At 43.1% G+C, this 14,970-nt stretch carries 12 protein-coding genes; 9 read left to right on the top strand and 3 right to left on the bottom strand.

The features are described 5' to 3' along the window. Positions 1-2 precede the first annotated feature (2 nt). The 6 genes from P2A85_RS09505 (at position 3) to P2A85_RS09480 (ending at position 8,237) form a co-directional block, all read left to right on the top strand. Entirely contained in the window at positions 3-335 is a 333-nt protein-coding gene (locus P2A85_RS09505) for an energy-coupling factor ABC transporter substrate-binding protein (protein WP_377479031.1), read from the top strand. A gap of 241 nt (positions 336-576) precedes the next feature. Next, positions 577-1,371, top strand: a complete 795-nt coding sequence (gene cbiQ, locus P2A85_RS09500) for a cobalt ECF transporter T component CbiQ (protein WP_377479028.1) — start codon at positions 577-579, stop codon at positions 1,369-1,371. Positions 1,372-1,869: 498 nt separating this feature from the next. Then, positions 1,870-2,946 carry a DUF2207 domain-containing protein gene (locus P2A85_RS09495; RefSeq protein ID WP_377479024.1) on the top strand — a complete coding sequence of 359 codons (1,077 nt, stop codon included), beginning with the start codon at positions 1,870-1,872 and terminating at the stop codon, positions 2,944-2,946. 403 nt (positions 2,947-3,349) lie between these two features. Continuing rightward, positions 3,350-5,458, top strand: coding sequence for an SPFH domain-containing protein (locus P2A85_RS09490; protein WP_377479021.1), 2,109 nt, complete (start codon positions 3,350-3,352; stop codon positions 5,456-5,458). Positions 5,459-6,016: 558 nt separating this feature from the next. Next, positions 6,017-7,432 carry an ABC transporter substrate-binding protein gene (locus P2A85_RS09485; RefSeq protein WP_377479018.1) on the top strand — a complete coding sequence of 472 codons (1,416 nt, stop codon included), beginning with the start codon at positions 6,017-6,019 and terminating at the stop codon, positions 7,430-7,432. Between the two features lie 211 nt (positions 7,433-7,643). Further along, positions 7,644-8,237, top strand: coding sequence for a Uma2 family endonuclease (locus P2A85_RS09480; protein WP_377479015.1), 594 nt, complete (start codon positions 7,644-7,646; stop codon positions 8,235-8,237). 205 nt (positions 8,238-8,442) lie between these two features. Here P2A85_RS09480 and P2A85_RS09475 read toward each other — a convergent pair whose 3' ends face one another. From P2A85_RS09475 to P2A85_RS09465, 3 genes are all read right to left on the bottom strand, one after another. After that, on the bottom strand, positions 8,443-9,300 hold the full coding sequence (locus tag P2A85_RS09475) for a metal ABC transporter permease (RefSeq protein WP_341738317.1): 858 nt from the start codon (positions 9,298-9,300) through the stop codon (positions 8,443-8,445). After that, positions 9,300-10,076, bottom strand: a complete 777-nt coding sequence (locus P2A85_RS09470; protein WP_377479011.1) for a metal ABC transporter ATP-binding protein — start codon at positions 10,074-10,076, stop codon at positions 9,300-9,302. The genes P2A85_RS09475 and P2A85_RS09470 overlap by 1 nt, the downstream gene beginning before the upstream one ends. Before the next feature lie 251 nt (positions 10,077-10,327). Beyond that, a complete protein-coding gene (locus P2A85_RS09465; RefSeq protein WP_377479008.1) occupies positions 10,328-11,308 on the bottom strand; it encodes a metal ABC transporter substrate-binding protein in 981 nt (326 codons plus the stop codon). 220 nt (positions 11,309-11,528) lie between these two features. On the opposite strand from P2A85_RS09465, the gene P2A85_RS09460 reads away from it, so the two are divergent. The 3 genes from P2A85_RS09460 (at position 11,529) to P2A85_RS09450 (ending at position 14,855) form a co-directional block, all read left to right on the top strand. Beyond that, on the top strand, positions 11,529-12,704 hold the full coding sequence (locus P2A85_RS09460; RefSeq protein WP_377479004.1) for a DUF262 domain-containing protein: 1,176 nt from the start codon (positions 11,529-11,531) through the stop codon (positions 12,702-12,704). Between the two features lie 6 nt (positions 12,705-12,710). Further along, positions 12,711-13,541: an MAE_28990/MAE_18760 family HEPN-like nuclease gene (locus tag P2A85_RS09455; protein ID WP_377479001.1), complete on the top strand. Its 831-nt coding sequence runs from the start codon at positions 12,711-12,713 to the stop codon at positions 13,539-13,541. Positions 13,542-13,988: 447 nt separating this feature from the next. Next, the gene (locus P2A85_RS09450) at positions 13,989-14,855 is read left to right on the top strand and encodes a class I SAM-dependent methyltransferase (protein ID WP_377478998.1); all 867 of its coding nucleotides are present in this window, start codon (positions 13,989-13,991) and stop codon (positions 14,853-14,855) included. Positions 14,856-14,970: the final 115 nt, after the last annotated feature.

Genomic DNA, 14,970 nt, shown 5'->3' with positions numbered 1-14,970 from the left:
TGATGAATCAAAAACCGACGAAAAATCAGCAAGCTACTTCGCAACAAAATTGGATGTTGGTAATTGCAGTTGTCGCCCTTACCGTAATTCCCCTAGTTTTTGTACAGGGTGAATATGGCGGAGCTGATGGGGAGGCCCAGAAAGCAATTACGGAAATTCAACCGGATTATAAACCTTGGTTCAATCATTTGTTTGAGCCTGCTAGTGGCGAAATTGCTAGTCTATTATTTGCCACTCAAGCTGCTCTGGGGGCTGGTGCGATCGGATATGCGATCGGGCTTTATAAAGGGCGCACTGAATCTCAGAAATCTGATGATAAATCGCCGTTGGAATGAATCGCGAATAAACGGTGAATAAACGGCGAATAGAATTCGCTTCTACACATACAAAGTCCGCCTGCGCGGACTGGAAGACTTTGGCATTAATGATGAATAAACGGCGAATAGAATTCACTTCTACACATACAAAGTCCGCCTGCGCGGACTGGAAGACTTTGGCATTAATGATGAATAAACGGCGAATAGAATTCACTTCTACACATACAAAGTCCGCCTGCGCGGACTGGAAGACTTTGGCATGAATCATCAGATTGATAGTCTGGCTTACACTAATCGTTTGCGCGGGTTGCCGCCAACTCACAAATTATCCTTTGCGATCGCCCTTTTGATTCTATCCCTGCTTTCTGGGGCGATCGTCCAATTGTCGATCGCCCTTTGGCTAGCAGTTTGGATCGTCATCTATGCGGGCATTCCAGGGAAACTTTATCTGCGGTTGTTGTCGCTACCGTTGATATTTTTGCTGACAAGTTTGCCTGCGTTTGTGATTAGTGGAATTCAGTTAAATCAAATCCAGGGAATACACGCGGATATTTGGCAAGGTTGGGGGATTAGCATCGGCAATTTTTATCTGTATGTGAGCAACACTGGATTATACCAAGTGAGCCTGTTATTGCCGCGCACCTTGGCATCCACAAGCTGTATGTATTTCATTTTGTTGACGGTGCCATTTACCGAAACCTTGCAAATTCTCCGACAATTGAGCTTTCCGCCGTTGTTGACAGAATTGCTGTTGTTGATGTATCGGTTTATTTTTAGCTTATTGGCGATCGCCGATGAACTTTGGATCGCCCAAAACTCGCGCTGCGGCTACCGCACTTGGAAACTAGGAATGCGTAGTTTAGGCATTTTAATCGGGCAATTACTTCAGCGAACTTTGGTAAATTACCGTCAAGTTTCCTTGAGTTTAGCCTCGCGCGGCTTTAATGGAGAACTGCGAGTGTGGCATTCTTCCCCTTACAAACCTTCGCGAAGATATACATTTGAAGCCGTGTTTGGGTGTACAGTTTTAATGCTGTTAAGCGCGGTATTTTAATGCTAATTTTATGCTGTTAGCTTCCCGAATCTAATGGTTTATACGTTCTGCCTATTAGTCCGCCAGTCCGCCAGGGGTTGAAACCCCTGGCTCAAAGCGAAAGTCCTCGCTATGAGGACTAATGAGTTCTGTCTAGAACTTACGGGGAGCGAAAAACCCGGTTTCTGCGTCAATACTTATCGAATAAGTGACGATTCTTGGAAGGAATCGGTTTTTTTGCGTAAGTCCTAATTTCTTCAGTCCTCTTCAGAGGACTTTAGCTTTGAGACAGGGAATTCATTCCCTGTCGGACTGCTGGACTAATCGATTGTCGGACTGCTGGACTAATCGATTGTCGGACTGCTGGACTAATCGATTGTCGGACTGCTGGACTAATCGATTGTCGGACTGTTCGACTGAAGATATGACTTTTATGAACATAATCAATGACTTTTATGAATTGACTCCACAAGAAACCTGTTGAATAATTGTAGTCAACAGTTATCTGGTGGGAATCTTATGATAAATAAACGACCCCTCAAAAAAATAGTTTTTTTCTTACTAGCATCATTAACCCTGTTTTTGGTAACAGTAACTCATGCAGCGGCTCAACAACTACCGTTCTACTGGGATAACATTAATGTTGCGATCGATGTTCAGACGAACGGAGATATGTTAGTTACTGAAACGCAAAAATATGTATTCACAGCAGCATACAACAATGAACGTTATCGCTATATTCCTTTAGATAAAGTCGATGAAATTAAAGATGTCACAGTTGCCGAAAACAATCGCATAATTCCTAGTAGCACAGGAACTGAAAACAATCAACTTTGGATTCGTTGGCAACATGAATTAAAACCGCCAGATACACATACTTTTGTCATCAAATATCGTGTGGTAGGTGGATTGCAGTTAGATGGTGGGAATACTCAAGTTTATTGGAAAGCCATTGCAGCGGGTCGAAAAGCGCCAGTTAATACTGGAAAAGTTACGGTTAAATTACCCGAAGCTTTGTCAGGGAAAGTTATTTCATTTATGAATTTTGGGACGGCCGCAGTTCGTCGTCAAGTAGATCCTAAAACCTTTGAATTTGTGGCAAGTCAGGCTATTCAACCGGAACAAGAATTAGAAGTGCAGATTGCATTTCCACAGGTAATTTTGAATATACCTCAACCTGGTTGGCAACAAAGTGGTAATCACGGAGAAGAAGGCTCTTCCATCAACAACATAATAGCTGTAATAATTCTTCCGCTAGTTGGTTTGGCATTAATATTTTTTCCGTTGATGATTCTTCTCCTTGTGTTGACTTTCAGCATCATTATTTACCAAGGAATCAAGAAATCAATCAATGATCGACAATGCCCTGACTGCAAAACGTTCAATCTTAAACGGACTTATCAAGTTTTGATTCCTGCAACTACTAGCACTTCAGGAAAGAGGTATGTTACCCATCACTGTGGAAATTGCTCTTACCATAAAGAGTACGAAGAAGTAATTCCAGTCGATAGTGATGGTGGTGGCGGCGGTGGCGGTGGCGGTGGTGGCGGTGGCGGTGGTGGCGGTGGTGGCGGTGGCGGTGGCGGTGGTGGTTGATATCAAGGGGAATTACGCATCACAATCAAAGAAACCGGGTTTTTAGTTAATCTGTGGGCTATGGTGAAGTATTTCGTAAAAAACCCGGTTTCTGAGCACTCGCCCGCCCGTTAGCCCGCCAGGGAATGAATTCCCTGTCTAATAGCTAAAGTCCTCTAAAGAGGACTGAAAAACTCATTAGTCCTCTTTAGAGGACTTTCGCTTTGAGGCAGGGGTTTCAACCCCTGTCGGACTACTGGTTGTACCTTAAACCGATCGCACTTCATGCACAATCATATTCCAAATATGACTTTTATGAACATAATTAATGAATTTAATGAATTGACCTTAAAAGAAATCTATTGAATACTGATTGTAGTAAACAAATTTCCCGTACCTTTTCGCTTAAAGCAGGTTGAAAACTATGACTAAATCACGTTGGCTTCGCAAACTTTTACCCTTTGCAGTATCTTTCGCAACCACGATCGCAGTTGCAGGCACTTTTGCCCCACCAACTTCAGCCCAAGTCAAATCGCCACCTCCCCAACCCCAAGAAGTCCAACCAGCCCAAGCAGAAGGCTTCAGCATCCCGATTTGGATTTATCCCGTAGGCGCAATGTTCCTAGTTTTGATATTTATACCCAAAATTGGTTGGACTTTGGGCTTAATTGCGATCGGCGAACGAGAAGTAGGAATTGTAGTCAAGAAATTCTCCAGCAAAAACTTGCCATCCAGTAGATTGATTGCACTCGATGGTGAAGGAGGTTTGCAAGCAGATACCCTTCCTCCCGGCTGGCACTTTGGTTATTTTCCCTGGCAATATAGCGTTCGCAAAGAACCAGTTGTTGTTGTTCCTCAAGATGAAATTGGTTTGATTATTGCCAATGACGGAGCCACGATTCCTTCCGATCGCATTTTAGGCAAAGTCGTCGATTGCGACAATTACCAAAATGCCCGCAAATTCCTCACCGACGGTGGCGAAAAAGGACGGCAGCTAGCAATCATCACCACTGGTACTTATCGGATCAATACGGCTGTATTTGAGGTGATTACTTCAGCTAATGCCGCTGCAAAAGGTATGCAGCCATCGGAACTTCACCTATACAAACTTGCTCCCGATCTCGTGGGAATTGCCAACGTGCTCGATGGAGTTCCGATTGATGAAGGTGAAATCGCTGGGCCGATTATTCCCGGTCATGACAACTTCCAAAAAGCGCAATCCTTCATCAAAGGTGGCGGGCGCAGGGGCTTGCAAGAACAGGTGATTTTATCCGGTTCTTGGAACCTGAACCCTTGGTTTGTGAAAGTTGAAGAAGTGAAGATGACCGAAGTGCCGATCGGCTATGTCGGCGTAGTCATTTCCTATGTGGGGGAATCGCACAAAGATGTAAGTGGTGTGGCTTTTACCCACGGAAATCTTGTCAATAAAGGCGATAAAGGTGTGTGGGTGGAACCGCTTTATCCGGGTAAACATCCGATTAATACGAAAGTGATGAAAGTCGAACTTGTTCCCACTACTGATGTTGTTTTAAACTTCACATCGCGGTTCAGTGGCGAACACGGTTACGACTCGAAGTTAAGCGCTTTGAAATTGCTTTCTTTTGACGGATTTACCTTTGAGTTGGAAATTTTTCAAATCATTCATGTCGGTACTTTGGATGCACCGAGAGTCATTTCGCGGCAAGGTTCGATGCAAAATCTCATCGACCAAGTGCTGCGTCCAATTGTCGGCAATTACTTTCGGAATTCGGCTCAAGAATATACGATTCTCGACTTTTTGATCGCACGCAGCGAACGCCAAGCAGAGGCGGCAGAACACGTCCGTGAAGCCTTACGTGCCTATGATGTGCAGGCTGTGGACACGCTGATCGGTTTGATTTCGCCGCCAGCAGAGTTGATGCAAACATTGACCGATCGCAAAATTGCTCAGGAACAGGAAAAAACCTACGAAGTACAGCGGATTTCCGAGTCTCAGCGTCAAGAATTGGTGCGCGCAACTGCGATCGCAAATATTCAAAATCAGGTGGTGGCGGCGGAACAAGGGGTGAAAATTGCTCAATTGAGTGCAACTGCTGCGATCGAACACGCAAGCGGTGAAGCCGAAGGGATTCGGTTAATGGGACAAGCAAAAGCGGATGCTTATCAAGTTGGTGTCAACGCTTTGGGCACGCAGAGTTATACGCTATTGCAATTGATGCAGGCGGTTTCGGATGGTAGCGTTCGCGTTGTGCCCGATGTCACAGTGAATGGTAATGGCGGTAGTGGGGGTTTGTTGGACGGTTTGATGGCAATGTTGCTGCGGAATGAAACCAGTAAAAATGGAGAAAATGGAGCACATTCACCTGTAATTAATGTCAAGAAGTCTAAGTCTGTTGTTGTGGAACCTGTGACTGAATCACCAGTAGTAAAAGTGCATTCGGTGGAGTCACCAAAATCGCCGGAGTCTCCTAATCATTCACCAGTTTCTCAGTCTGTGGCTGTTGCTGAAACTGATATTGATTCGGCATTTGATGAATTGTCTGACGATATTTAAGCAGAGGTCATTGGTGTCAATTTAAGCTGTCAGCCTGCCAAGTCCGTCAGTCTGTCCGCCAGTCCAACCGGGAATGAATTCCCTGTCTAATAGCTAAAGTCCTCTTTCAGAGGACTAATGAGTTCTTCAGTCCTCTTTGAGAGGACTTTAGCTTTGAGGCAGGGGTTTAAACCCCTGCCGGACTATTGGTTATACCTTAAGCTGTTAGTCAATGCTAAAACTTGACATTTTAGAACATTAGATGTACAAGATGATGACACTTATAGTTGGAAATAAACACATGAATTTACCAAAGTCGATCGCACTTACTTGTAGTGTTTTCATTATCCTAGCATTATCTGGAAATGGATTATCTGCGATCGCACCAGAAACGCGATCTGGTTACAACCAACTTTGCTGAAACCCTTGTGGGAAGGTCATCTTGCCCGCCCCAAACATCCAAATATGACTTTTATGAACTTAAATTAATGAATTTAATGAATTGACTTTAACCGCAATCCCTTGAATACTGATTGTAGTTAACAACTTTTGAGTAGAAATCATATAAAGAGAAAAACTATGTCCCAAGATAACAAAAAAAGCCCGCCACCCATCTTTTTTATTATTGCCCTCTTCTTAGTTGCGTTTGGCGCATTCAAGTTCCTTCCTGGTTTATTCGCATCCAAAAGTTCAGATACATCTACACCTACACCTGGATCTCCATCTACACCGGGTGCGAGTCCATCGGGTCCGATCGCAACTCGCATCAGTTTAGGAAATCAGCTATTGGTAACATCCCAAACCACACCAGATAAACAAGCAGGCGTTGCAGCTTTTAAGAGCGGAGATTTCTCAACTGCGACCCAAAAATTTCAGGCTTCTCTGAAACAAAATCGCAACGATCCAGAAACCGTTATTTATTTGAATAATGCCACAGCCAGCAGTGGTTCTTCCTTGAAAATTGCTGTCAGCGTTCCCATTGGTAGTAACCCTAATGTCGCCCAAGAAATTCTCCGAGGTGTCGCTCAAGCTCAATCTGAAGTCAATAGTAGCGGTGGCATCAATGGCGCAAAACTGCAAGTAGAAATTGTCAACGATGAAAACAATCCAGCAATTGTTAAAGAAGTTGCAAACACATTAACAAAAGATGCAACTATACTAGCAGTAATTGGACACAATGCTAGCAACGCATCTCTCGAAGCTGCTCCGATATATCAGCAAGAAAAACTGGTAATGGTGACACCGACTAGCTTTGCTAATAACCTATCAGGATTTGGCAGTTACATCTTTCGGACAGTCCCCAATATTAGCATCATGGCGGCTCCCTTAGCAGAATATGCAGTCAAAGCAGGCAAAACTAATATTGCTATTTGTTATGACTCCCAAGCACCGGATAATATATCGTTTAAAGATGAATTTGTGGCTGCTCTGACTGCTGCGGGAGGCAAATTAGTTCCCACTGTTTGTGATTTTTCAGTTCCTTCTTTTAATCCCGAAAGTGCGATCGCCGATGCAGTCAGTAAAGGCGCACAAGGATTGATGCTAGCACCTCACATCGATCGCATCGATCGCGCAATTTTTCTGGCTCGCACCAATCAAGGCAAATTGCCACTCTACGGCAGCACGACAATGTACACCTTTCAAACGCTAAAAGATGGACAAAAGAGCGTTGACGGGCTTATTTTACCTGTCCCCTGGCATCCTGAAACTAATCTCGGTAGCACTTTTCCAAAGAATGCTACTCAGTTGTGGGGAGGAGTAGTAAATTGGCGCACCGCAACCAGTTTTGATGCGACTCAAGCTGTCATCGCGGGATTGAAGCAAAGCACTACGCGGGAAGGGTTAAAACAAGCATTCAAAACTGCCAGTTTCTCGGCATCAGGAGCAAGTGAGGATGTGAGATTTTTGCCAACAGGCGATCGGGCGGGGAAGCCGATTTTAGTGCAAGTTAAACTTGGAGGAAGCTCTGGCTATAACTTTGTCCCGTTGCGGTAGAGGCGGGTTCACCAATAATATTTGCCAAAAACCGGCAATCTCAAAAACCCGCCCCGGCCTGTTTATTATGCGCGATCGATGGGACTTTAGGGGCGGGTTCACAAACAATATTTGCCAAAAACTGGCAATCTCAAAAACCCGCCCCGGCCTGTTTATTATGCACGATTTTTAATATACAATAAAATGAGTAGATTAAAGGAGAGCCTTGTATATGATCGCGCAAGTTGAAACCAAAACCTACACGGCTGAAGAATATCTAGAATTGGAAGTCAATTCTCTGGATCGACATGAATTTATCAATGGGGAGATTATTCTGATGGCTGGCGGTTCACCGGATCACAATGAAATTGCCCTTAATTTAGGTGGGGCGCTGAAACTGGCATTAAAAGGGAAACCATATCGGACTTTTAGCTCGGATCAACGGCTTTGGGTTCCCCAGCTTAATAATTACACTTACCCGGATTTGATAGTGGCGGCGAAACCGATCGAGCTTCAATCTGGACGCACTGATACAATTACCAATCCTCTGCTGATTGCTGAGGTGCTTTCTAAGGGCACTAGAGCTTACGATCGCGATGACAAGTTTGCTGCTTATCGCAGTATTCCGAGTTTTCAGGAGTATTTATTAATCGATCAATATCGATTACGGGTGGAACAATACTCGAAAACTGATGCGAATAAGTGGATTTTTTCGGAATATGGTGTTATTGGCGATCGGCTGATGTTAAACTCTATTTCTGTGGAGGTTTCGCTGGCAGATTTGTATGAAAATATTGAGTTTGTGAATTCCGAACTCGGCGGTTGAAACCGCTGCTACACAAACAATGTCCGCCTCCGCGGACTAAGAAATAAAGAATTCCGAACTCGGCGGTTGAAACCGCTGCTACACAAACAATGTCCGCCTCCGCGGACTAAGAAATAAAGAATTCCGAACTCGGCGGTTGAAACCGCTGCTACACAAACAATGTCCGCCTCCGCGGACTAAGAAATAAACATAATTAATTCCTGCTTTATTCGCTAAGGGTTTGGGAATTCCGAGCTTTAACTAATAAACCATGTTTGGGAGCAAAAATCATCGCCAATACAAACATCAGCGTTTGTAGCACCACAATACATCCGCCTGTGGAACCATCAATATAGTAGCTGATGTAAGTTCCCATGACGCTAGAAAAGACACCAGTGGCGATCGCAATAAGCGTCATATGGTCAAAATTATCACTCAATAAATACGCCGTCGCCCCCGGAGTCACCAACATTGCTACCACTAAAATAATCCCCACAGTCTGAAGTCCCGCCACCGCAGTCAGGGATAGCAAAGACAGCAACACGTAATACAGAAAAGTGATATTTAAACCGATCGATCGCGCGTGAGTAGAGTCAAAACAAAACAAAATTAAATCTTTGCGTAAAATTGCCAAAGTTACTAAAGTGATGACACTAATAATTACAGTCTGAGTAATATCAGCATCCGAAATACCCAAAACATTGCCAAACAAAATATGAGTTAAATCTATCGAACTTCTGACTTTAGAAATTAAAACCAAACCAAAGGCAAAAAATCCCGTAAACACTAAACCGATTACCGTATCTTCTTTAACGCGAGTTTGGGCTTTGATAAAGCCGATCGCCATTACCGAACCTACCCCAAACAAAAAAGCCCCCACCGCCAAAGGAATATTCAACACATAAGCAATCACAACTCCCGGCATCACCGCATGAGAAACCGCATCGCCCATCAAAGCCCATCCTTTCAAAGTCATGTAGCAAGAAAGCGCCGAACAAACCAGCCCTACTAAAGCGCTGACTAAAATCGCCTTCACCATGAATTCATACTGCAAAGGTGCTGCAAACCACTGAATTAAATCCATTATTGTTCCTCCCGATTCACTTGAGTTAACCGATTTTTAGCAGACGAAAAACTCCCCACACCACCCCCAAAAGTGCGAGAAATATTTTCCTCTGTAAACACTTCAGAGGTGTTACCATAGGCGAGAATGCTGCGATTAATTAATACTACTTGGTCGCAAAATGTGGTAATGGATTCTAAATCGTGAGTTGAAACAAGAATTGTATGTCCTGTTTGACGCAGTTCCATCAACAGGTTAATCATCATCTTCTCAGTTTTGATATCGACTCCGGCAAAGGGTTCATCCAGCAGCAAAACCGTACCCTGTTGCGCTAAAGCCCGCGCAAAAAAGGTGCGTTTTTTTTGTCCGCCGGATAACTCTCCGATTTGCCGATCGCGCATATCCCACATTTCCACCCTTTCCAAACTTTCTCGCACAGCTTGTTTGTCGATCGCCCTAGGAATCCGCAGCAGATTCATATACCCATAGCGTCCCATCATTACCACATCATAAACATTCACCGGAAAATGCCAATCTACCTCTTCCGACTGAGGGACATAGGCAACCAGATTGCGTTTTTGCACTTGACTAATCGGCAACCCATTAATTAAAATTCGTCCCGTGTTCGGCTTCACAAACCCCATAATTGTTTTAAATAATGTCGATTTTCCCGCGCCATTCATCCCCACCAAACCGCAAATCGTCCCTGACTGGAGTTGCAGCGAGGCGCTGTGCAAAGCTACTTTGCCATGATAAGCAACGGTCACATTCTCAATATCAATGCCAATCTCATTCATCTGATTTTCTCCTTATTATCAATTACCTACATAACTTACGCAGAAGGCTAAAAACCTACTACCAGTCTCCTGTCTGACGATTAGGGATCGATCCCCCCTAGCCCCCCGATCGAAGGGGGGGACAAGAGTCTTCTCAAAGTCCCCCTTCTTAAGGGGGATTTAGGGGGATCTAAACTTTGCCTAAAAGCGACATTTATATGGGTTCAGGCTTAACTTGACACCATTCCCCATTCCCCATTCCCCATTCCCCATTACCCATTACCCTGTAACCCTTTTATCAGAGTATTGATGTTGTATTCAAGTAACTTAAGATAGGTTGATGCGGGCCCGTCGGGTGGAGATAGGGAATCGACATAAAACACCCCGGCAAATTTTGCGCCTGTTTCCTTTGCTACCTGAAGCTGTGCTTTGTTGTTGACGGTACTCTCGCAAAATACAGCCGGTATTTGGTTAGCTTTGACTGTATTAATCACCCGTTCCACTTGTTTCGGTGTGGCTTGTTGTTCTGCGTTAACCGGCCACAGGTAAACTTCTTTTAAGCCGTAATCGCGGGCGATGTAGGAAAAAGCTCCTTCGCAGCTTACTATGTAACGTTTGTCGGGGGGAATGGCTGAAATAGCTTGTTTTAGTTTGGCATCGATCGCCTTTATTTGCTGGCTGTATTTTGCCGCATTTGCGTCGTAGATTGCAGCGTTAGCCGGATCGAGATTTCCTAATGTCTTGCGAATGTTTTCGACGTAAATTACAGCATTTTTAGGAGACATCCAAGCGTGGGGATTAGGTTTGCCACGATAGGCATCTTCTGCAATATTTACTGGTGAGACTCCCTCACTTAGAGTAATGTGAGAAACTTTAGGGAGACTGTTGTAAAATCGGGTTGCCCAACGCTCTAAGTTGAGGCCGTTTTCTAAAATCAAATTAGCATTTTGTCCGCGTTTTAAGTCGCTGGGTGTAACTTCATAGCCGTGAATTTCCGCCCCAGGCTTGGTGATGGATTGGACGATCGCCTTATCCCCCGCAACGTTCTGAGCCATGTCTGCCAGGACGGTAAAGGTGGTAAGAATGACTTTTTTATCTTTTTTGGTCGAATCGCTAGCAGTGGCGCTAGAATCGCCATTCTGCTTGGTTTGAGGCTCTGTTGTCGGACTGCTGCACCCGCTGAGCCAAACTCCTAGTAATAGCCCGAATATACCAATTTGATAGGTTTTACGGCAGAGCGCCTGATGATTCATTGTGGTTTTTTATAATTCTTTCATTGTTTTAATTTAGCATAAAACCAGTAAAAATGAAAAGATTATGAAAATGAGGAGATATTGGCGATCGGGCTAGGAGAATTGATAAGTGCGATCGCGCCTGCTGAGTTTTTAAGAGCTATTGGAGCCTGAGAACTTAGGCTAAGTCTAGAAATGCTATAATCATTCATAAGAGCCGCCATAACAGAGGATATAAAAAATGCCACTTGCGTCTGTTGAAGAAAAAATGTGGGAGAAATCTCTCTCAAAAATTTGGACTAAAACATCTGAGGTTGAGATTAACGAGAAGTATGAATCAGGAGAGAAGAGAATACTTACAGAAATCAACCGTGAAAAGCTTCCCAACTTTGTGGAAGCGCTGTCAAAAAATCCTAAATACATGAATTTGCGCCCATTTTATCAGAGAAGGGCGCGTTGGGATATTAAGATGCAGTCACGACTAATTGAGTCGTTTTTGATTAACATTCCCGTTCCGCCTATTATTCTTTATGAGATTGATTACTACTCTTATGAAGTAATGGATGGTCAACAGAGAATCACCGCTATTCAAGATTTTTATACAAATAAATTTGCGCTGACAGGACTTGAACTTTGGCCAGAACTAAATAAACTTAAATACGAACAGCTTCCTGGTAACATTAAGGCTGGTCTCAACCGTCGTTCTATCTCATCTATAGTAATTCTTAGAGAATCAACATCCGATCCTGAAGAGGGTTTATTTCTCAAACAGAAGACCTTCGAGCGTCTGAATACTGGTGGAGTGGATCTAAGTCAGCAAGAAGTGAGAAATTGCTTGTATTATGGAAAATTTGATTCGCTATTAATAGAATTAGCGCGCCATCCCATATTTGCTAAAGCTTGGGGAATTCCGATCGAAGATAACAGCCCAGAATTATCAACAAATAATCTTTATAAAAAGATGGAAGATGCAGAGTTAGTTCTGCGTTTTTTTGCTTTGCGTAATGTAGAGTATTTCCGTAATGGTATGGAAGGATTTCTCGATCTGTACATGATGAAAAGCCTGGGGTTCTCTGAGCGAGACATCGAATTTTTAAAAGATGTTTTTTTACAAACACTCAATCTGGCTCATCAAATCTATGAAGAAAGTTTGTTCAAACCCTTTGAACCCAAGTCAGGGACTTGGAAGAAAAATTCTTATAAAGCTTACTATGATGCCGTTATGGTTGGATTGAGCAGGCATTTGGATAAATCAGAAATATTGATCGATAAAAAATCACAAGTAATTGAAGAAACAAAGAAGCTCTTTGATCGGAAAGAATCGCGTCTTTTAACAGGTGAAGGTAGAACTAAGGCTGACATCCAATCTCGAATTAGGATGTTTGACGAAATGCTATCGCAAGTTATCGGAGAATAAGTTGAGATGTTTGATGAGCTTCTCAAGATAGTAAATGTGAATATTTCCACAGTACATAAAATTATCAATACCAACGACAGGCTGAGAGAAATTGTATTTAGAAATGACACTCCAACACAACCGGAAGCCGACGAAAATACGCAATTTACTAAACTAATAGAAGGGGTTCCTAGTGAACTGGAGTGGCTAGTTTACGATCGCTGTGGTGTAGTTACACGCTTGTATGCTATTTACGAGCGCTTTGTTGAGGATTTAATTGCAGAGTGGCTGGAACTTTTACCCGATATTGTTACAGAATATTCAGATTTGGAAAAAAGCATTAAAGATACCCATCAGATAGGTGTGGGAAGGTTATTACTCGATCTTAAGAAAAAGAGATTTGAACACCTGTCTATTAATGAGGTAATTCAAGGTTTATTTGATGGAGTAACGGCTAAAGGAAAATACAAATTAATACCTGATGCTTTTCTTTTACACGAACAGAATTTACGCAGAGAAGTGCTAGAAAAATTATTTGCTGATGCTGGAATATCGAATGCTTGGGATTGGGTGAATAAGCATCGAACAGTTAAGCAATTTGTAGAGGAGGTTCTAGGGAGCCAAAATACTGCGGAAGGAGAACTAAATGAATTAATTACCTATCGGAATGATGCTGCACACGGATCTATTGTAGATGATACTGTAGGTACTAAAGAACTGCTAGAATTGGGTGAATTTGTTGAGATTATGATTAATGATGTTTGCCAAGAACAAGTTGTAATTACCAACGAACAGGAGGTGGGATTGAAGTTTGATATTGATGCGAAAAAAGGGTTAAGCCTTTATGTAGTTGAATAAAAAGCGATCGTCTAAATATTTCTGTTTTCGATAAGTCTAATGTAGTTCGGGTGAAAAGTCTGTCAATAACAGACTTTATGGACTACTCCACAATAATTGTTGCAGATGTCTAATCAGTTTTTTGTCAAATATCTAAAATAGTGGTAATATCCCCGTATATCGATCGCCTAGAAATGACAAACACACATCAGACGTAAGGGGGAAAGTTCGGTACGACTCCGATACCCTCCCCCAACTGTAATCAAATTATTACATCTCTGAGCCAAATTATTGCTAGTTACCAACCACAGGAAGCAATCATTTTTTTCTCGCTCGCCAATAATCACATAGATATCAATTTGTTGCAAAAGTTGGCAATTTCGCCGGTTGAGTGCTATGAACAAGTATGCAACCGCTGGGAAGAATTTCAACCCTGCCCGAAACCCTAAAACTTACGGAATTTTTCCAATGTCCCAGCCAAAATCTATCGAAATTTCCAACGTAACTCGCTACCAAAATGCAGCGCTTAATTACTATTTGGGCTTGACAGAATCCCCCTATCTTCACTATGGCTATTGGGAAACTCTACCTGTGCCGGCGGATGAACTAACACTCGCGCGACTACGTATCGCTCAACAAGCTTATACTGTAAAACTGTTGGATTTCATTCCCAAAAGCACTCATAGTATCCTGGATGTGGGCTGTGGGATTGGCGGAAATGCGGCTTATTTGCTCGATCGCGGTTTTGCAGTGGAAGGACTCGCACCCGATCCATTTCAACAACAGCGCTTTCTCAAGTGTACGGGCGATCGCACCATCTTCCACCTCACAACCTTTGAAAACTTTCAAGCAACCACATCCTACGATCTAATCCTCTTTAGCGAAAGTAGCCAATATATGTCTGCCGTTGATATTGCTAACGGCGCCGCCAAAATCCTCAATCCCGGCGGCTATGTATTGCTTGCCGATATGCTGCGCTCTGATGCTAATTATAAAGAGGGAATGTTCTCTAATTGTCATGTTGTTACAGAACTTCATGGAGCCTTAAAACAGGCTGGATTTAGTTTAGTAAAAACTGAGGATATTTCCGCCCATATTTTGCCCACCATCGATTTGTATGTCGATACTTTCCGTAGGTATGGACTAAACACGATGATTTATGTTGCAGACTTAATTGCGATCGCCGTTGGGCCCATACACAAACTCTTGCGCTGGATATTTCGTCGCTGGTTCAAAAAATTGGTGGTTGAAGGATTGGAAGCAGGCAAACTTTTTGACCAGCATTTGTGTTATGAAATCCAACTTTGGCAGTTATCAAAATCCGATGAAGGCTGACACAAACATTAGGGAAAGTCGCAATTGGGAATTGAGAACTCGTAATCAGCCATGGGAGGGAGAGCCTGTGGGTATTTATTCCTAAACACATAGCAATCCTCAATGATTCGCAAAA

It is taken from the genome of Microcoleus anatoxicus, assembly GCF_042465725.1.
Lineage (GTDB): Bacteria > Cyanobacteriota > Cyanobacteriia > Cyanobacteriales > Microcoleaceae > Microcoleus > Microcoleus anatoxicus.
The sequence above is the reverse complement of the archived record's forward strand: the minus strand, read 5'-3'. Positions and strand labels throughout refer to the sequence as shown.

What these genes read in the sequence shown, in the direction of transcription:
- P2A85_RS09505 (WP_377479031.1), top strand. Translation starts at nt 3, where the DNA reads ATGAATCAAAAACCGACGAAAAATCAGCAAGCTACTTCGCAACAAAAT.
- cbiQ (WP_377479028.1), top strand. Translation starts at nt 577, where the DNA reads ATGAATCATCAGATTGATAGTCTGGCTTACACTAATCGTTTGCGCGGG.
- P2A85_RS09495 (WP_377479024.1), top strand. Translation starts at nt 1,870, where the DNA reads ATGATAAATAAACGACCCCTCAAAAAAATAGTTTTTTTCTTACTAGCA.
- P2A85_RS09490 (WP_377479021.1), top strand. Translation starts at nt 3,350, where the DNA reads ATGACTAAATCACGTTGGCTTCGCAAACTTTTACCCTTTGCAGTATCT.
- P2A85_RS09485 (WP_377479018.1), top strand. Translation starts at nt 6,017, where the DNA reads ATGTCCCAAGATAACAAAAAAAGCCCGCCACCCATCTTTTTTATTATT.
- P2A85_RS09480 (WP_377479015.1), top strand. Translation starts at nt 7,644, where the DNA reads ATGATCGCGCAAGTTGAAACCAAAACCTACACGGCTGAAGAATATCTA.
- P2A85_RS09475 (WP_341738317.1), bottom strand. Translation starts at nt 9,300, where the DNA reads ATGGATTTAATTCAGTGGTTTGCAGCACCTTTGCAGTATGAATTCATG.
- P2A85_RS09470 (WP_377479011.1), bottom strand. Translation starts at nt 10,076, where the DNA reads ATGAATGAGATTGGCATTGATATTGAGAATGTGACCGTTGCTTATCAT.
- P2A85_RS09465 (WP_377479008.1), bottom strand. Translation starts at nt 11,308, where the DNA reads ATGAATCATCAGGCGCTCTGCCGTAAAACCTATCAAATTGGTATATTC.
- P2A85_RS09460 (WP_377479004.1), top strand. Translation starts at nt 11,529, where the DNA reads ATGCCACTTGCGTCTGTTGAAGAAAAAATGTGGGAGAAATCTCTCTCA.
- P2A85_RS09455 (WP_377479001.1), top strand. Translation starts at nt 12,711, where the DNA reads ATGTTTGATGAGCTTCTCAAGATAGTAAATGTGAATATTTCCACAGTA.
- P2A85_RS09450 (WP_377478998.1), top strand. Translation starts at nt 13,989, where the DNA reads ATGTCCCAGCCAAAATCTATCGAAATTTCCAACGTAACTCGCTACCAA.